Genomic DNA, 19,661 nt, shown 5'->3' with positions numbered 1-19,661 from the left:
CAGTTTAGGGTGTCTTACATATAGCTATGATGGTTTATGCTTTCTCCTGCAGGCTAGCTTGTCGAAGTCACTGCAGATTAGCTTGTCGCACTACAGTTTTAGATAATAACCGCATGTCACAGTTAGATGTGGCTACAGCTAGAACTTATTCAATTGAAAAGACAGTAGAATTAATACAAAAGTCGCATGAATTACCTAATTATAAAAAAACTAGGAAATTATATTGTTCTAATGTTCTCTGGGTAAGTAAGTCTAGAAGGGTACATAAGCAGATTCGATTTACAAAATGCGAAAAAGAAAAATGGATTTATGATTTATTACCACAATCAATCGAATTGTCTAGCGGCATTTTATACAAGATTACTGTACTGGGTATTAGGGGATTTTGGGAACTAATAAAGTTACGTAGATGGGGTATTATTAGTATATTTGTTGGTTTTATAGTTTTGTATCCTCTCGCCTTTTCATATGTTCATAGGATAGAAAATAGCCATAGCGATGGACTTTGATGACGAAGGCGGGCAGAAGGATGTAAGTGTATTGAGAGATATCTGCAACACAATGGATATACCATTTGCATTAGAACGGTCACAATCCGGAAATGGGGCACATTTGTGGTTCTTCTTTAAGGAGCAGATCAGTGCAGCAACAGTCAGGAAATTCGGCACATTGCTTTTAACACAGCTTATTAGACTTTTAAGCAAAGCAGCGAAAAGGTCATGCTCAATTCATCAACCATAATAGCAGGCCAATATTTTTTAGCCCTTTTGGGAGGAATGAAGGATAAAGAAAGGTTTATGGTGGCTTTTTTGGACAGCGGCAACAACATAATCGAAACAAAGACCATGTCGGAAGGGAGTATCGGACAAACGGCGGTTTATCCGAGAGAAATATTGAAATATGCCCTTGCCTGTGATTGCAATGCAATGATTTTAGCCCATAACCACCCGGGATGCTCCGTAAATCCTTCTCTTGAAGATAAAGCATTTACACAGAGAATTGTTGATATTTTTCATCCTCTTGGGATCAAAGTTCTGGACCATATTATTGTGGGCGGCGCAAGCTATTCTTCTATGAAGGAAAGAGGAAACATTCCCGAAAAGTGCAAAAGTACAGCCAATTATGAAGCGATTACATTAGCGGCAATGCCTGCGGAAGAAAAGCGCAACAGGTTTAAACATACACAATCGCGTTAACATTAATAAACATAGATACAGTCAGTGGCTAATAAAGAGTTTTAATTTTAAAGCTTTTAATCTTTATTTTCACGAGCGGCTGCAGGAATATCTTTTTCTGATATAATCATGGAAAGTTCAACACGATTTTTTGTTCCGGTTTTGCGATATATTGATGATAAATGGGCTTTAACTGTTCTTTCGGTTATGTAGAGCTTTTGAGCAGCATCATTTGCAGTAATCCCCGTTAAGATGAGGGAAAGAACATCCTTTTCTCTTGCTGTAAGACCGTATTTTTCTTTGGCACTTTCAATGTCTATCGGAGATATGTATTCCTGAGACTTTACTTCCACTATTCTTTCCAGAATTTCCGTTTTAGGATATAGCCGTTCGTATAAATACACAGCAGATAGCAACAGCAATACAAACAGGCCGGAAACTATAAGAATATCCATAACGGAGTTTTGTAAAATAAAACGGTTTGTCATCAGATAGGATATTATGGTTCCCAGCCTTAAAGAAAGTGCGCCAAAAGCCGCAAATAAGGCAGGCTGAGTTTTGGCAGCAAAGTCGGTAAAAACTACTAAAGTATATAACACATAAAATCCTGTTATCAGATATGTAAATGATGCTGCAAAAAAGGCAGCATCTGGGAAACTGTATAAAAGCAAGCCTAAAAAAGCAAAAGAAATGGCAGTAATTGAGATTAAAAAGGAAAGCTTCCGGTTCCTGTCTGCAAGAAATCCGGCCAAAATGAATCCCACTGCTGCAAATCCCCTTGATATCGCTACATTCATTCCCTCATATGCATAAGAGGCAATAATCTGGCTTGATACCCCGTAAAGAATTGAGATAAGCAGTGTAAAAGACAGTAAAGCTAGCAGCAGTTCTTTATTACCGGTATGTCTTTGCTCTATTTTGAAAGAACTTTTCTTTTTTTCAGGATACTTTTCGTTTGCAAGCCTGGAATACAGGAAAAATGAAGCCGCAATGCAAAAACTGTAAATAACAAGTGCAAAAGGGGGAGTTAAACCGGCATTGCCAGGCAGAAGACCGAGAAAGAGAGTAAATAAGATGCTCACTGAGTAAGCAATACCAATACTTTTGCCCCTTTGGTGATAGGGTAAAAGGCATGAAACACTATATAGACAAAAGGATATATAAAAATAACTGACACTATTAAAAAAGCAGAATAAGTATTTAGCGATTGTCACATTGCTTATGGTAAAAGTAGTGCTTATTAAAGCTATAACAGCAAATATCTGTATACTTAACAGAAATTTATTCCTTAGGATGGATGTGAAGAATCCTGCAGCAGGATAAAAAAGAAATATGCCGATAATAACAAATATTTGAGTTCCTACATTGAAAAGAAGAGAATATTCCGATAAAGAAACCTGCGGAGAGAAAACATAAACCCCGGTAATAAAACCGGAGCTGTAGTAAAAATATGTAAAAGCCAGCATTGTAGTAATTATTGCAAATTTGCGAGTACTCAAGCTGCCACCTCCGTTTTTCTATATAATTCCACAGTATATCACAGAATACATCGAATTTGAACAACAATATTGTACGTTCGTACAATTGGCATAGGAAGGAGTTTATTCTAAAATCCTCTTAAGGATTTTTTTCTTTCCTTTACCTGCAAATGAAAGGTATTTATATTAATCGATGAAAAAGATTCTATAACAAAAACAAATGATAGGAGTGGTGTGGAATGAAAAGAATGATGTCCGTAATACTTACAGTTGCTATGCTGCTTAGTATAATGATTCCGGTGGCAGCGGTAAGTCCTCGTGAATTTACCGACATTCCGGACGATTGGTCAAAAGAAGCGGTTATAGCTGCTATTTCCAATGGCTTAATTTCCGGTTCAGGAAATAGGATAATGCCAAAAGCCGACTTGAAACGATGCGAAATGGCAGCAATAATGAACCGTGCTTTTGGAGCGACACAAAAAGGTGACATTTCGAAATATACTGATACTTCTACTGATAAATGGTATGCCGATGATATGGCAAAGGCTGTACAAATGGGAACATTTATCGGACATGGAAGTCTAATGCGACCTGAAGACCCGATAACGAGACAGGAAGTATTTGTCGTACTTGCCCGTGCCTTAAAGCTTTCAACAGGCGATTACTCTTCCCTTGATAAATTCAGTGATAAGACAGATATAAGTGATTGGGCAAAACCCGAACTTGCAGCTCTTGCAGCAGCCGGATACGTTAAGGGGGATGGAAGATACTTATATCCTTTGGCAAATATATCCCGGGCTGAATTTGCGCAGGTAATGCATAACATTATAAAAACATACATAAAAACATCAGGAACATATACAACTGTTTCCAGTGGAAATCTTATGATCAATGCACCCGATGTTACCTTGAAAGGAGTTTCAGTTGAAGGAGACCTCATTATAGGTGACGGTGTAGGTACAGGCAGCGTTACTTTAGATGATGTTAAGATAAAAGGCCGTACCGTAATCCGGGGTGGAGGAAAAAACTCCATTCATATTATTAATGGTACGACAATCAATGGTACGGTAATTATTGATAATGTAAATAATGAAATCCGCTTCGTAACGGATCAGAATACAACTGTTCAGAAAATTGAGGCCGGCTCACAGGTAGTGCTTGAGGGAAGTTTTGGAGAGGTAAAAGTGGTTGCAGGTGCTTCACGCGCCTCTGATACCACTAGAATAGAGGTCAAAGGAATTGTTCAGACAATGACCGTTGAAGTAAAGGCTGATATTTCAGTGACAAGCGGTATGGTTTCAAGTATTGCCATTGCTCAAACAGCAGGCGGTACAGCTATTAATGCAAATGAGGGAGCAGTTGTTGGAACGGTTGTTGCCAATGCCCGGACAAATATAACTGGAAGTGGAACGGTAAGCAGTGTACAAGCCAATGCAAATGATGTAAAGATTGATACAGTAGGAACAAGTGTTACGGCAGCACAAGGCGTAACAGGCGTTACAGCTGGAGGTACAGAAGTTAAGGCCGGTACAACCGTCACAATTCCTCCGGCAGTTTCAACAACTCCTTCCACAGGTGGTGGAGGCGGTAGTTCTGGTGGTGGCAGTGGAGGAGGTTCTACCCCTACAAACCCATTATCAGGTGGGTATATAGGCAACTACACCGCATCCAGTGCAGGAACATACGGACCTGCATCGGGCTCAGCCACTGTTGACGGAAACGTTACCGTCAGCGTAGCAGATGTAACTCTTAGGAATCTCGTGATTACCGGCAGCCTGATTTTTGATGCGGGCATAGGCAATGGGAATGCTTATGTGAGCAATGTAGTTGTACAGGGAAAAACCATTATCCAGGGTGGAGGCAGCAACAGCATACATATCCAGGGTGCATCCAGCCTTGGAATCATCGAGGTGGATGATAAAAGAGATGACAAAACGCAGCCCATCAATATTTCTGCGGAAGGGACTATTGATATTCCTGCAGTAAATGTGAAAAGCGAAACTCCCGTAAAAATCACTGCCGTTACCGACACCATCGGCTTTGTTGCAGCAGTGGACGGCAGCGAGGTGACCTATGGTGAGACGGCATACAAGAATGAGTTGCTTGGAAGAATAGTTCAAAAAGCTGATTATGTATTAGGCAGGACATTCATAAACGAAGAAAATGACAGTGAGGTTGAAATCAATCCACAATTTGACGACCTTGTTTCGGACATAATTGACGAAGAAACCAGAAACACTCAATTTTATCAGGATTACAAGGTTGCTTTCCTTAAATATTATATCAACCCTCTGGATAAGGCGCCGGAATTTCTTGATGAATATATTCGGCTTACTGAAAAGCTTTCCGATAAATGGAATACTGTCGGAGTAATAGGATTGCGGAATAATCCTGACAGCTTTAACGAACACATGTATGACCACCAATTTCCATCACCCGACAACTACAGTGTGCTTTTCGTCGGAGAAAATCTGGGTCCTCATCAGCTTGCTGTAAACAATGAATATGATATATATGATAGGGTTACAACCAACTTAGGCTATTCCGATCCAGGGGGTGTAATACTCAACAAGCTGAAGGCTCTACAGACGGTTTCGGTATTATATTCCGTTGAAATCGTGGATGAAGATGGTTCTGGAGGTATAACTCAAGGGGATAAGGTTGTTATTACCTTTAAAAGGCAATTAGGTGAAGTTGGAAAGCAGGCTTTTCAGGGACTCTCACCCAGCTATGGAGATTTTGGCACCAATCCCGGATATTTGTGGGATATGGTTGAGATTGCCGATTTTTCAGGTTCCTTTAATGTTTCAAGGTGCACTATTGCGCTGGGAGAAAATCCCATGGACTTTATTGGAGCAACCCTTACTATACCTAAAAATCAACTGGAATCCATTAAACCGGGTGGCGCTCCATCTGTGGGCATGCTTACTGATTTACAGCCGGTATTTGACATTGATATCACACTGGAAAACAGTGAAATAGCAAGTCCACCACCTGGTGGGGGTGGTGGTCCGGCACCGGTTGTGCAAAGCATATCGGTGGTTGACGCGGTATATAATTCTGAGCACAGAGGAGCGCTTGCTCTTGGAGATCTGATAGTAATTATCTTTGACAAGCCGTTGAACTTCGGACAAATGGATGGAATTACACTGGCATTTGCAGAGGAAGACAATGTGTTTGGCATACCTACTGGCCTATACTCTAATAGAAATGATGTTAATGGTGTTCAATGGAGTGATGACGATAGGACGGTTGTTATAACTCTTCAAGATGGTTTTATATTGGACTTTGACGATGCTAATACGATTCACTATACCGGAGGCGGAATTAGTGTCAATGTAACAATTGGCGGATTTACAGACGGTGTATCGTCAGTAATTGTTGAATCAAATGGTGATAACTACGATATTTTCGTCACATTCATTAATTCCGGTGACAATGCTGATAACCCTGATCTTATGGATGCCCTTGCTCTGGCTTTAAGCGGTGAAAGAGATGATTCCGGTTCAAGCGGTACAACCATAATAATTACAGGAGTATCTTCCGACAATTTTGGAACAGAGGTGGCATTACCTCATCAACATACATTTTGCAAAATAGGGTTTGGATTTATTGTTCCGGCAGAACAGTAAAATTAAAACAAATTAAGCCGGGAAACTGTTAAATGGTTTGCCGGCTTTTGCTTGCATACTATCATAATTTGATTAATAAAAAGGGGAGTGGCAAATATGGGTTTAAGAACAGCATCCGAGAACAGGGTTTATATGAATCAAATGGGTGAGGTCTGGGACAGTGTTCTGGCTGCCTTACCTTCCCTGGGAATAAAAGTTGTCGGCCAAGATAAAGGAAAAGGGGTGATTGAAGCGGCAGAAGGTTTAAGCTTGTGGTCTGCGGGTACAAAGTTCAGCATTGTAATAGAACAGTGCAGCAATCCCGGGAAAGCCACAGTAACCATTTCAAGTAGACCAAAGTCTTCCTTGACCTTGGTCGATTACGGTCAAGGAGAACGCATGGTCAAAAAAATATTTTCTGAGTTAGATGCAGTCCTCAACTCTGCCCAAAATTCATTACCGGCTGTGGTAGGAAACTCCTGCTCTAACTGTGGAGGGGTTTTAGAGGAGGGTGACAGGTTTTGTACAGGCTGTGGAACTGAGGTTATTATTTCAGATGAAAGCCATAAAGATCCGGCACTGGAAGAAGAATGGCCAAGTCCTCCTTCCTGCCCCGGCTGTAAAAGCATACTTGAGGAAAATGACGCTTTTTGCAGGCGGTGCGGGAAAAAAATAAAAAGAGAGGAGTGATTCAATATGCCGTTTTGTTCTCAATGTGGTTCCAAACATGAGGAAAGCAATCTCTTTTGTCCTGCCTGCGGCCATAAATTAAAGGTAAATACTTCTCTGCAGGAAGGAAAAGAAGTTGATACCAAGTTTAGACAGAATCCGATATCGGCTTCTTCAACATCAGGTGACACAAAAATGTATCTTACTGTTTCTGTATTTACTTTTGGTGGACTTGCCATAATTTCTCTTCTTTTTGGCGACAGCCTGGGACTAGTTTTGTCCGGAGCCATTGCTGCTGTCATTTACTTTTTTGGCATGAAAAAGTTTGATGATGGAGATACCCATACTGCAAAAACAGTATGTTTAATGGCAGGTATTGTTGCAGGTTTGGTGGGTCTTTTTCTCCTGCTGTCTGGAAGTATGGTAGGAGCTATCAATATTCTTGTTGCTATAGCACCTTTTATGGCGTGGAACAGTATAGGGAAATAACCGCTCATTAATTTAATAAAGGAGGCATCCAACCTAACATGAAAAATATTATTTCTTTATCAAAGATGAAAAAAACCCTTTTTGCTCTATCAGCTTTTATGCTTATAATTTCATTTGTTATGTTTTTCAGTATTATACATGTAATGGGAGAATCAACGGTAGGTCCTACCATTATCAACACTGACATTACTGAAGACACCATTTGGACTGCGGCAGGCAGCCCATATATCATCTGCTTAAAGGATGGGGGCGGTGCTCCCGAAGTTGCTGCCGGAGTCACGCTGACCATTGGAAGTGGCGTTGAAGTTCAACTGGGTCATAACGGAACGATAACCGTCAGCGAAACTGTTTACAATGTCTGGCCGGAGCTTCGAGTTAGAGGCAGTCTTATTGCAAACGAGGTGACTTTTACCGGATTCACAGGAGATGGCAGCCAGTCACCGTCCTGGGCGTCACTCACCTTTTATGACGGCTCCTCAGGCACATTTGCCGGCTGTACCTTCAAGTATGGCGGATCCGGAGCATCTACATACGGTATGTTGATGGTGGATGATGGTGGCGGCGAGGATATCAGCCTTACTGTTTCCGATAGCACATTCCGACAGGGTACTGTCTATAATGATGCCAAAACCAACGGGATATATTTCAGGGCAGGAGACGGCAGCAGTCTTACGGTTGAGGGTACCGTTTTCACGGACTTAGGGCGGGCAATTCATGTATCCTCCCAGTCTTCCAGTAATATCGATGTTGAAATAACTGGCTGTACCATATCCGATTCAGCCAAAGAGCAGGATGACGGGCAGCCGATGGTCTTAGAGAGAGGGAGGCTGTCACTCACAGACTGTACCTTCATGGAAAACGGCAAAACAGATTTGCTGGCTAGGCCTGATGTGATGGTGGCATTCCAAAATAACCATTTTGACGGAGGAAATCTTGCAAAGCATCCTTTGAGAATCATCCCTGCTTTTACTTTAGATAATGTAACTTTTGAAGGATATCCGGAGGGGTACAGGGAAATATTGGTGGAAGGTGGGGAAATTGCTTCAGGTGTGGAAGCCTATTGGGGACAGCTGACGGCAGGCTATTCATACAAACTGCCTTACTTTGTGCCGGTAGGGGGGAAATTGACCATCGCACCCGGTCAGACCCTGCTGCTAGACCGCAGCAAGAACATACAAGTTCTTGACACAGGCAGGATTGAGGCCCGGGGAACTGAGGATGAACCAATTCTCTTCCGAGGCTATGGAAGCGGGACATTTGATAACGGCGGAATCCTTGTCTTAAGCCAAGGCAATGGAAATCCAAATATCTTTGAACACTGCATTTTTGATTCCTTGAATTATGGCATCAGATACGGTTACGATCAAGGTGTTTCAGTTAACTTAACCCCCCTTTCCATCGCTTTTTGTGAGTTTAAAAATATCAATCCCAATAATCCCTCATCCTATGGTGCTGTAAATATGAAAAGCGATGATGGAAGCAGCAATCTGCAAATAAGCAATACCATAATACACAACAGCAATTGCAACATTATAGACGCCCATAGGGGAAATCTTACCCTAACCAATGTAACCTTTGCCCACAACAGCAATAGGATGTATTTGACCAATGTGAACACTATCATTATTAACAGCATTATATATAACAATGTATATAATTTTACACATCTTGGCGGGACTTTAACTGCGAGTTATTCCAACATCCAAGCTGATGGAGTGGTTGCCGGTGTCGGAAACATCAACACCGACCCCCTGTTTGCCAACCCTTCAGGAGGCGACTTCCACCTAAAATCAGAGGCCGGACGCTGGGATCCCGCGGCAAACGACGGGAACGGGGATTGGGTGCTGGACGCTGTGACCAGCCCCTGCATCGACGCCGGCGACCCCGCCTCCGATTACAGCAATGAACCAACTCCCAACGGCGGCCGGATTAACATGGGAGCCTACGGGAATACAGTTAGGGCATCCAAAAGCCCTGTCACAGGACCGGAGTCCCTTACAGGCTCAGTATCTATCATAGGTACACTGAAATACGGCCAAACCTTGACAGCAGAGGTAACCGGCCAGCAGGGCGATGCTTCTCTATCTTACCAGTGGAAGCGAAATGGTTCCGATATAAATGAAGCTAGTAATAGTACTTATATTATTGTAGATGCAGATATTGGCGCAACGCTTTCGGTAGTGGTAACTGCGATAAATTATTCCGGTAGTTTAACCGGTACGGCGAGCGGGTCCATCGAAAAGGCGGATGATCCAACAGCACCTGCAGCCCCAACCATGGCCAACAGTACGACTACCAGTATAACCCTTACACCAAATGAGGGATATGAGTACAGCAGAGGTGGAGTCAACTGGCAAAGCTCCAATACATTCACCGGGTTGACGGCAGGCACTACCTATAACTTTTACCAAAGAGTAGCCGAAACGGTAACCCATAAAGCATCGGCATCAAGTGAGAGTGCAAGCATAAGCACTAAAAGTTCGAGTTCCGGCGGGAGCACCGGCGGCGATACAGACACTTCTTCAGGTGTTGATAACGGAGGAACAACAAGCGATACAAATAAAGCAAACATCACTGCTGTAGACACAAATGGAAATATAATCACTGCACCAATGCTGGATGAAAACACAGGTGTTGCAGCAGCAGAGATTAATTCAACTATATTGGCTGCAGCATTTGAAAAGACAGGACAAAGCAGTGACGGTAAAAAGATTGTTGAAATTACTATACCTTTTGTGGAAAGTGCAAAGGCATATGATATTACCATGCCTGCAAGTGTCCTGTCATCGTCAAATGCAGACTGGCAGATGAAAATAAAAACAGATATAGCTATGGTAATCCTGCCCGGCAGCATGTTGCCAAAGGAAATTGTTGCAGGTGCAGAAAATGTGTCCATTACCATTGCACATGCAGATGTTTCAAGCATAGGTGAGGAAATAAAGAACCGTATTGGCGACAGACCGGTAATTCAGCTTAGTTTAACAGTGGACGGAGAGCTATATGCTTGGAACAATGAAAATGCATCAGTAACGGTATCCATACCCTACACTCCGACTCCAACAGAACTTATTGATTCGGAACACATAGTGGTCTGGTACATAGATGAAAACGGTAATGTGGTTTCAGTACCCAATGGGCGTTACGACCCGGCCACCGGAACCGTAACCTTCACAACCACTCATTTCAGCTACTACGCCGTAAGCTACAAGCAGGTGAGCTTCAAGGATGTGGCGGCAGGCGCGTGGTATGTAAAGGCGGTTTCCTTTATAGCCGCACGGGATATTACCACAGGCACGGGCAACGGCAATTTCAGCCCGGAAGCGAAGCTGACCAGGGGACAGTTTATCGTCATGCTGATGAAGGCATACGGCATAACCCCCGACGCGAATCCGAAGGACAACTTCGTAGACGCAGGCAACACCTGGTATACCGGCTACCTGGCTGCGGCAAAAAGGCTTGGCATATCCGCAGGCGTAGGCAACAACCTCTTTGCACCGGAAAAGGAAATCACCCGCCAGGAAATGTTCACCTTGCTGTACAATGGGCTGAAAGTAATCGGCAAGCTGCCCCAGGGCGATTCCGGCAAATCGCTGTCAAGCTTCAGCGATGCCGACGACATAGCTCTCTGGGCTAAAGACGCCATGAAGCTGCTTGTGGAAACCGGAACCATCAGCGGCAGCGGGAACAGGCTTTCCCCAAAGGATACCACCACCAGGGCGCAGATGGCCCAGGTGCTTTACAGCCTGCTCTCAAAATAAACAAACAGGTCTCATGCTGCAAGGGATTAACCTTGCAGCATGAAGACATACACAGAAATTGAATAATATGAAGACAAGGGCAAACCCGGTGAAAACCGGCGACGCAAAGCTACAGGGTCTAAAGCGCTTTTACCGCGCTACGACAGCCTGGCTGCCGCAGAGACTATGTACATAACTGCCCTTTCTTAGAAGAGGCAGTTTTTTTATGCATGAGTTATTTGAAGTAAATTTATTCCTCATTATTTTAGTTAACGCTGGTTAATTCGTGGCAATAGTTTTCATGGAGAAGAAATTATTGTTAGTTGGAGTGAAGTTCCGTGGAGTATGTTTTTAAAAAACACATATATTTTAGTTTATTTTTCTCAAATCGTACTAACAACTTATTGGAGTATCGAAACATATAGCCTAATAAACCTTAATAGAAATAATGATATAATGCAGTGCAGTCCAAAAAGTAATATTACTTTTTTGGCTTTTCCCCCTTTATTGACAATCTTAATTTCTAATGATAGTATAGTAAACATAATTGAAAATGATTATCAATTATGTTTTGCAGGATTACTAAAAGGATACGTAATGAACATTATACGAGGAGTGACACATATGAATAGCGAAGAAAACCTCTCTGATCATTTAGCTTCTTTTATGTACAGATTAGATGATATTAAACACATACATTCAAGTCAATTAACTTTTCAACAGCAGGACCGAAGTTTATATACAATGTTGTTGTTTAGGCAAGCGAAAGGAACTATTTATATACAAGAAAGAAGCCACGCCATGGAAGGGCAAATAGGTTTCATACTCTCACCGGGGACCGAAGTGAAGCTTAGTATAGATGATAATTTAACAGTGGATTACTATCAAATCAGATTTCATGCTCTACAATATGCTGGAAATGATTGTTTTACTTCTGGTAAAGTTCGCTTTCCAGAGAAGGTTTTTTTGTTCAATAATCAAGTTTTAAATGAGATGGTTGAGAATATAGGAAGAAATTTTCAAAGTAAAGATTCTTTTGGCGGGATGGAAGCAAATATTCGCTTCCAAGAAATGATTTTATTTCTTTTCAAAGATTACATGGATAAGCAAAAGGTCGATCTTAAAAAAGCAATTACACTTACAAAAGATTATATGGAGCAAAAGTACAGTACGAATATTACTCGTAAAAGGCTTGCTGAAATTGCTGGGGTCAGTACAGACTATTATTCTCGCATGTTTAAAAGAGAAACTGGAAAAAGTCCAATGGAATACTTAACGGATATACGAATCAAAAAAGCTGAGCAACTTCTAATCCACTCTGATGAAAAATTAAGTACGGTTGCTAATAAGGTCGGTTTCAACGATGAATTTTACTTTAGTCGTAAGTTTAAAGCGATGAAAGGTTGTTCACCAACCATTTACATTAAGAAAATAAAATCATCGCCACGGATTACTTCACTTAAACACCTATTAACTGGTCATTTGCTGACACTTGGTATAGAGCCTTATGCCGCTGTTATAAGTAATGCATACCCAGTAATAACCCAACTCCGAAATACTATTCCCCTTGGTGAATTTGATCCCGATTTAGAAAAACTAATGGAGGTTAAACCAGATTTAATTTTAACAAGAGATTATCATAAGGATGATAAGTCACTCAAGGAGAAAATGGTTGAACAAATCGCTCCCACTGTAAACGTTCCTTTTTTACATGAGTGGCGCATGCTTTTTCAAACCATTGCAAAAATCATTGAAAAGGAAAAGGAAGCTAGTATTTGGTTAGAATATTATGACCAAAAAGTTGAAAAAGTTCGTAAACTAATTGAAAGAAAGATTGAAGATGAAAAAATATTAGTGATTGGAATTGGCAAGGAGAAGATTTGTGTATACGGTACTCGTAATGTTGGAACGGTTCTATACGGAGATTTAAGATTGAAGATTCCAAAAGGTGTAGAAGAAATTGAATATTTCAAGGAAATAACTCTTGAGGATTTATTTGGATTTGAAGCGGATAGAATTCTATTAACACCGTATAAGCATGATGGTACGGTGAATATGGATCAAATGATTCAAAATAAAATCAATGCATTATTCACCAGTGAAAAATGGCAGGAGTTAAAGGCCGTTCGGAATAGGGCTATTTATGGTATGTATGATCACAAGCATCTCTATACGTGTTATACGTCTTATACACATAATCTATTACTTGATAAGCTACAGCGGTTATTTGTGACAGAATCGTCCATATAGTGAACATAATCTTTCATGTTAAATATGGTTTAGTTAAGTTATAATTATCAATGAGAATAAATATCATTATCATCATGAGGATGAAAGAAAAGGAGTCGAAACAATGTTAAAGTCAAAAATAGGATTATTTACGTTAGCAACCTTATTCGTGTTGATGATTTTTATCACTGGTTGCACAACGAGCGAATCTACAGGAACATCTTCAGAACAAAATCAAGAAGTAACTGAAGTGAAGTCTACCGAAAATGAGAATAAGGAAGAGGAAACGCCTGCACAGGAAGAAGTCCGCATTATTGAACATGCGATGGGGAAAACGGAAATCAAAGGCACTCCGGAACGAGTGATAACACTGTATCAAGGTGCGACGGATGCTGCGATTGCTCTTGGAGTAAAACCGATAGGAGTAGTTGAATCTTGGGTAGAGAAACCAATTTACGAATATTTAAGAGATGATCTTGAAAATGTTCAGTTACTTGGCTTGGAAACCCAGCCTAATTTGGAGGAGATTCATAAGCTTAAGCCGGATTTAATTATTGTTTCTAAAATACGCCATGAAGAAATCTATGATCAACTATCGCATATCGCTCCTACGGTGATGAACGAAGTGCTTTATGATTGGAAGGAAACTGTCGATTTAATGGGGAAAGCACTAAATATTGAGGAAAAATCAAGCCAATTGTTACTGGACTGGGATAAACGCGTAGTAGATTTTAAAGAACAGATGGGGGATAGCCTACCTATAGAAGTGACAATCACGAACTTTAGAGCCGATCATGCCCGTATTTTTTACATGGGGTATGCAGGGAAAATATTACAAGAGCTTGGCTTCACTCGACCTGAAGGCCATGACAAAGATATATGGGGAATCCAATTAACTTCAAAAGAAAGTATTCCAGACATGAATGCAGCTATGATTTTCAATTTTAATTCTGGAACGGATACAGAAGCAATTCAAAAAACGTATGAGGAATGGACCAATCATCCTCTTTGGGCTAATCTAGATGCCGTTAAGAATGATCAAGTAATTCAGGTAAATGAAGTGATTTGGAATAGTGCCGGCGGATACATAACGGCCAATATGATGTTAGATGATTTATATGAAATTTTTGAACTTGAAAAGTAATCTGCTTAAAAGAGAGATGATGGCCTAGCCATTTTCTCTCTTTATCTATCATTTCATCCACGAAAGAGTGAGGATATGTTTCAACTATTTTTAAAAACACAAATGAAATTCTTCGGCTTGGGCATGATCTTACTTTTATTAATAGCAGCGTTTATCTCCAGCATTATTTTTGGTAGAACCCCTATTACTTTAGATCATGCAATTGGAGCCTTTTTATACTATGATTCTAGCTCTATTGAGCACATGATCATTCAAACTGAACGTTTACCAAGAGCCGTAATTGCAACTATGGTAGGAGCAAGTTTAGCAGTTGCTGGTGCACTCATGCAAGCATTAACAAGAAATCCTTTAGCATCTCCCAGTGTTTTTGGCATTAATGCGGGTGCAATATTCTTTATTGTCATAGCAGTCGTCTTTTTATCTATCTCATCATTAGTTTATGTTATGTGGTTTGCTTTTCTTGGAGCAGCAATTTCAGCTATGATTGTTTACTTATTAGGTTCCATTGGCAGAGATGGACTCACCCCCATAAAAATTGTATTAGCCGGTACCGCTATCACCGCCTTATTCATTTCTTTAACACAATCTGTCTTAGTATTAAATGAAACAGGACTACAAGATGTTTTGTTTTGGTTAGCTGGCTCAGTTAGTGGGCGTACATTAGAAATGTTACTCCCTGTATTACCTTTTATGCTATTTGCTGGGGTTATTGCGATGTTTATGGGTAGAGCAATTAACTTATTAACGACTGGTGATGATATCGCAAAAGGGATGGGACAAAATATCTTTATAGTGAAAATTTCCATGGGAATTATAATTGTTCTGTTAGCGGGCAGTTCCGTTGCCGTTGTAGGTGCTGTTGGTTTTATTGGTCTAGTGGTTCCTCATATCGCGCGAGCATTTGTTGGCAACGACTATCGCTGGGTGATCCCTTATTCAGCTGTTTTAGGCGCTGTATTATTACTATCCGCTGATGTCGTGGCAAGATTGGTGATTATGCCAAGGGAGGTCCCTATCGGTGTTATGACCGCTTTTATTGGTGGCCCCTTTTTTGTATATATAGCGCGTAAGGGGGTGTCAAAGATATGAGACCAAATCTCCTTTTTCGTAATAAAAGCGACACGATTTCTGTACAGATTGAAAGAAAGTCATTAATCGTCATCTGTTTACTTTTCCTCTGTGTGATTCTTTCTGTTGTGGTAGGTACTGGTATAGGTAATACGATGATAACTCCCTTGGAAGTTATTCTGACGATTTTTGGAAGGGGTTTCGGTGAATATGACTTTATTATCCAAACATTAAGGTTACCACGGGTTCTTGCATCTTTATTTGTTGGTGCTGCCTTAGGCATATCAGGTGCCATATTACAAGGAATGATTCGAAATCCATTGGCTTCACCAGATATCATTGGGATTACCAGTGGTGCTTCATTTGCAGCAGTGGCTTTCATCACTTTTCTTGGAGGGGTAGTAAGTATTAAATTATTGCCAATTGCTGCAATAAGTGGGGCGATGCTCGTATCCATATTGATTTATCTACTATCTTGGAGAAGTGGAATTACCCCTATCCGTCTTGTACTGATAGGAATTGGTATGTCCGCTATCATGGGTGCGGGTACGACATTCATGTTAGTAATGAGTCCCATTTTTTCGCTAGGAAAAGCATATATTTGGCTCACAGGCAGTGTATATGGTACATCATGGGCTGATGTCTATATGATTGTTCCGGTCGTATTCATTATTGTTCCTCTAATACTTTTTTTAGCTCGAAGTCTGAGTCTGCAAGAACTAGGTGATGATATTGCAACCGGATTAGGAATTCGTGTTCAGCTACACAGGTTTCTTTTACTTCTTTTTAGTGTGTTGTTGGCGGGTTTCGCTGTGTCTATCGCTGGGGCAATCGGTTTTGTTGGTCTTATCGCACCTCATATTGCTAGGAAACTAGTAGGGCGCCCTTTTGGTAGCTTGATTCTCGTTTCTGCTTTAATAGGCAGTGCACTTGTATTTAGCGCTGATCTAGTCGCTCGGACGGTTTTTTATCCATTAGACATTCCGGCTGGAATTTTTACTGCTGGGATTGGAGCGCCGTTCTTTATCTATTTATTATTTAAGAATCGAAATCAATTTTAAAAAGGAGGAGCATGATGAAACATTTGGAAGCAAAAGAATTGACAATATCCTACGGCTCTGACCCCATTATAGATAATTTGAATTTGAAAATACCAAAAGGGAAAATTACTGTTTTAATAGGAAGTAACGGCTGTGGGAAATCAACCCTTCTACGGACATTGGCACGTTTGTTAAGAGCTACATCAGGTACGGTCCTTTTAGATAGTGAAGAGATTGTAAAATTATCAACGAAAGAAATATCAAAACGAATGTCAATTCTTCCACAGGGCCCTTCTGCACCAGAAGGATTGACTGTTCACCAATTAGTGAGTCAAGGTAGATATCCACATCAAAGCTGGTTAAAGCAGTGGTCGAAAGAAGATGAGCGGATGGTTAATCTCGCATTAACGTCTACTCATATGTTGCAATTTGCAGATACGCCTGTGGACGCTTTGTCGGGAGGGCAGCGTCAAAGAGCGTGGATTGCAATGACACTTGCTCAAGGAACGCAAACTTTGCTTTTGGATGAACCAACAACCTACTTAGATATGAGTCATCAAATTGAAATACTTGATTTACTTTATGACTTAAATGAGAAGGAGAATCGAACAATTGTGATGGTTCTTCATGACCTGAATTTAGCTTGCCGTTACGCTCATCATATTGTAGCGGTTCATAACAAGAACATCTATGCTGAGGGAAAACCGGAAGATATTGTAACAAGTAAAATGGTCCAGTCCGTTTTTGGAATGAAATGTGAAATCACCATCGATCCTTTGTTTGGAACACCATTATGCATTCCACATGGAAGAGGGAGGAAAGTAAAAAATGACCAACAACATGTCATCCTCGCTTAAACAAGAAGATGTTAGGATAGTTGTCGTGTAGATGATATAATATTACGTAAAGAAAGGTTGTGTCTACACGATGGCAAAAAGAGTTTTCACCAAAGAATATAAAGAAAAAATAGAAGAAGCTATTAAAATATTTGAGAAGATTAATCCTTTTGATGTTACTACTGAGAAAAATAAAACCATTGTAACAGACAGCCTCTATCTATGCGGTGTTAGGAAAAAAATTGTTTTATAAGGAGATGAAAATATACAAATTGCACTTACTAAAAAACTATCGGAGGCCATGGGCGTAAATCCTCCAGCGGCACATGAAAATGGAAATCCACTTTTTTCTTGGACAGCAAATTGGACAAAGGTTTGGGATAATCGTAGAGTGGAGGATATGCTTGTGTTGGTTAACAACGCCACGCGCTTTACCGTTGCTATTTACCAAGTTAAGCGGAAGGATTTAAAAAATGTAGCGGAAATGATGAGAACGGCCATTTCAAATACACTGCTGTCCATGAATTTAAACCCAGATCTAGTAGAGGAATATATGCAATTGGCAGGCGAGGTGGAGTTTACGCAAAATCGTAACAGACAAACAGCGTCGTGGGTAGCAAAAGCAGGACAGGAATGTGCTTATCATGTTGGAAATGAATATAATGGCATTGCAAAAATGTTTAGTGATACAGTTGGTGTTTCTGCAAATTACCGTATTGTCAATTGTTCTGGTAATAATAACGAGGGGTTTTACCCTTACAAATCAATGATTAATGCACTTTCTGAACTTACAGGAAAGCAAGCTTATAAATATCGTGCCTTTGAATTGATGATTACACTTGATCTGGAAGTATACAAAGCGGTGCGGAGAATTATTGTACCTGCTGATATAGAATTTACACGCTTACACAAGGTGTTGCAATCGGTGTTTAGCTGGCAGAGTTATCACCTTTATGATTTTACCATCTTTGATGACTACAATGGTGAAGCGGTTGCCAGGCTAGTTCCATTTGAGGAGGATCTGGAGTATGATGAGAATGCTACTTTAATGAAAGGACATACCTTGTCGGAGTTTTTTTCAGAGCACAAGCATATGATCTATACTTATGATATGGAGGATAACTGGGAACATGAAATCCAGCTTGTTCGTGTGATCGAGGAGTATGACAAGGAATCACCCTATTTGCTGGAAGCAAGTGGTCAAACTCCACCTGAAGATGTGGGCGGTGTGGGAGGATTTGTGAGCTTCCGAGAAATTATGCTGAATCCGAATCATCCGGAGTATGGCGAAATGAAGGAATGGGCAAAGTATTGGACAATAGAGCTCACTGATTGGAAAAGCCGCCCCAGAGTCATAAAGGTATAATCTAATTAATGACACATGGGCTCTTGGAGCGTATTCATGGAAGTATTACAGTTTAATGGGTTATTTTAGTATAATATTAGTAACAGATCCCGCCCGCACCTCTTAATAATGTGTCCCAGGGTGGGTCGTTTAATTTAATGGGCATAAAGTTAATAAAAATCGTAAATAGGGCATAATTATGATATAATTGACCCACAGAGAATAAAAGGAGATGAAAATTATGCCTCAAATTATTCCTATTAGGGATTTAAAGAAGACCAGCGAACTATCGGAATTGTGCCGTAAAGTGAAAGAACCTGTGTTTATAACAAAAAATGGCTATGGGGATATGGTTATCATGAGCATGGAGACCTACGAGAAAACTATGTTAATGAATGATATATACAAAAAGTTAGATGAAGCGGAGCAGTCTATTGATAAAGGTGAAGTAATGGATGGATTTGAATCTTTAAGAAAAACAAGAGAGAAATATGGCTTATAAACTTGTCATTACAAAAGAGGCTCATAAGGATATTGATGATATTGTTTATAACATTGAGATTGAAAATGCAATGCTAAAAAAAGCCATGGCCATCTTTAGCAGAGACGTGAAATAAAGTATTTAATAATAAAAGAACTTAGCTCCGAATTTCCCGTCAAGAAGATGTGCCAAATCTTAGAAATAGGTAGGAGCACATACTACGAGTGGCTTAACAGGCCTATAAGTCATCGTGAATTAAACGACAGAGATCTGATTATTCACATAAAAGAAATATTTGAAAGGTGAAATGGCCTAAAAACTTCACGCTGAGGTTGAAATCAAATTGTGTAGAAGATGAA

General features: G+C 40.5%; 16 protein-coding genes and 1 riboswitch. Of the genes, 15 read left to right on the top strand and 1 reads right to left on the bottom strand.

What is annotated here, in order from left to right; all coding sequences use genetic code 11:
• Positions 1–498: 498 nt before the first annotated feature.
• Together K364_RS27840 and K364_RS22920 are read left to right on the top strand one after the other, a co-directional pair.
• Positions 499–741 (top strand): TOTE conflict system archaeo-eukaryotic primase domain-containing protein, encoded by a 243-nt coding sequence (locus tag K364_RS27840; RefSeq protein WP_028307146.1) that lies wholly within the window; start codon positions 499–501, stop codon positions 739–741.
• Complete coding sequence (locus K364_RS22920) at positions 720–1,196, top strand: JAB domain-containing protein (RefSeq protein ID WP_051533818.1); 477 nt, start codon at positions 720–722, stop codon at positions 1,194–1,196. Before K364_RS27840 ends, K364_RS22920 begins: the two co-directional genes overlap by 22 nt.
• A gap of 56 nt (positions 1,197–1,252) precedes the next feature.
• On the opposite strand, the gene K364_RS25430 is transcribed toward K364_RS22920, so the two are convergent.
• Positions 1,253–2,674, bottom strand: a complete 1,422-nt coding sequence (locus K364_RS25430) for a helix-turn-helix domain-containing protein (protein WP_028307145.1) — start codon at positions 2,672–2,674, stop codon at positions 1,253–1,255.
• A gap of 218 nt (positions 2,675–2,892) precedes the next feature.
• Here K364_RS25430 and K364_RS0105240 point away from each other — a divergent pair, with 218 nt between their 5' ends.
• The 13 genes from K364_RS0105240 to K364_RS27535 all read left to right on the top strand — a co-directional run bounded on the left by K364_RS0105240 (position 2,893) and on the right by K364_RS27535 (position 19,438).
• A complete protein-coding gene (locus tag K364_RS0105240) occupies positions 2,893–6,285 on the top strand; it encodes an S-layer homology domain-containing protein (protein ID WP_028307144.1) in 3,393 nt (1,130 codons plus the stop codon).
• A 96-nt stretch (positions 6,286–6,381) separates the two neighbouring features.
• Positions 6,382–6,954: a zinc ribbon domain-containing protein gene (locus tag K364_RS0105235; RefSeq protein ID WP_028307143.1), complete on the top strand. Its 573-nt coding sequence runs from the start codon at positions 6,382–6,384 to the stop codon at positions 6,952–6,954.
• A gap of 6 nt (positions 6,955–6,960) precedes the next feature.
• Positions 6,961–7,422 carry a zinc-ribbon domain-containing protein gene (locus tag K364_RS0105230; protein WP_028307142.1) on the top strand — a complete coding sequence of 154 codons (462 nt, stop codon included), beginning with the start codon at positions 6,961–6,963 and terminating at the stop codon, positions 7,420–7,422.
• Positions 7,423–7,460: 38 nt separating this feature from the next.
• Complete coding sequence (locus K364_RS27060; protein ID WP_028307141.1) at positions 7,461–11,180, top strand: S-layer homology domain-containing protein; 3,720 nt, start codon at positions 7,461–7,463, stop codon at positions 11,178–11,180.
• Between the two features lie 68 nt (positions 11,181–11,248).
• Positions 11,249–11,339: riboswitch (cyclic di-GMP riboswitch) on the top strand.
• Between the two features lie 444 nt (positions 11,340–11,783).
• Positions 11,784–13,409 carry a helix-turn-helix domain-containing protein gene (locus tag K364_RS0105220; protein WP_028307140.1) on the top strand — a complete coding sequence of 542 codons (1,626 nt, stop codon included), beginning with the start codon at positions 11,784–11,786 and terminating at the stop codon, positions 13,407–13,409.
• A 103-nt stretch (positions 13,410–13,512) separates the two neighbouring features.
• Positions 13,513–14,532 carry an ABC transporter substrate-binding protein gene (locus tag K364_RS0105215; protein ID WP_028307139.1) on the top strand — a complete coding sequence of 340 codons (1,020 nt, stop codon included), beginning with the start codon at positions 13,513–13,515 and terminating at the stop codon, positions 14,530–14,532.
• 75 nt (positions 14,533–14,607) lie between these two features.
• Positions 14,608–15,621, top strand: a complete 1,014-nt coding sequence (locus tag K364_RS0105210) for a FecCD family ABC transporter permease (RefSeq protein ID WP_028307138.1) — start codon at positions 14,608–14,610, stop codon at positions 15,619–15,621.
• Positions 15,618–16,661, top strand: a complete 1,044-nt coding sequence (locus K364_RS0105205) for a FecCD family ABC transporter permease (RefSeq protein ID WP_028307137.1) — start codon at positions 15,618–15,620, stop codon at positions 16,659–16,661. The genes K364_RS0105210 and K364_RS0105205 overlap by 4 nt, the downstream gene beginning before the upstream one ends.
• Positions 16,662–16,675: 14 nt before the next feature.
• Positions 16,676–17,497, top strand: a complete 822-nt coding sequence (locus tag K364_RS0105200) for an ABC transporter ATP-binding protein (protein WP_028307136.1) — start codon at positions 16,676–16,678, stop codon at positions 17,495–17,497.
• Between the two features lie 70 nt (positions 17,498–17,567).
• Complete coding sequence (locus K364_RS26600; RefSeq protein WP_156946405.1) at positions 17,568–17,729, top strand: hypothetical protein; 162 nt, start codon at positions 17,568–17,570, stop codon at positions 17,727–17,729.
• A 12-nt stretch (positions 17,730–17,741) separates the two neighbouring features.
• Entirely contained in the window at positions 17,742–18,842 is a 1,101-nt protein-coding gene (locus tag K364_RS0105190) for a plasmid pRiA4b ORF-3 family protein (RefSeq protein ID WP_422857202.1), read from the top strand.
• Positions 18,843–19,062: 220 nt separating this feature from the next.
• Entirely contained in the window at positions 19,063–19,323 is a 261-nt protein-coding gene (locus K364_RS0105185) for a type II toxin-antitoxin system Phd/YefM family antitoxin (protein WP_028307134.1), read from the top strand.
• Entirely contained in the window at positions 19,313–19,438 is a 126-nt protein-coding gene (locus K364_RS27535; protein WP_277995548.1) for a hypothetical protein, read from the top strand. Before K364_RS0105185 ends, K364_RS27535 begins: the two co-directional genes overlap by 11 nt.
• Positions 19,439–19,661: the final 223 nt, after the last annotated feature.

Origin of the sequence: Desulfitibacter alkalitolerans DSM 16504, from assembly GCF_000620305.1 — a bacterium.
In the GTDB taxonomy this organism is placed as follows: Bacteria; Bacillota; DSM-16504; order Desulfitibacterales; family Desulfitibacteraceae; genus Desulfitibacter; species Desulfitibacter alkalitolerans.
The sequence above is the reverse complement of the archived record's forward strand: the minus strand, read 5'-3'. Positions and strand labels throughout refer to the sequence as shown.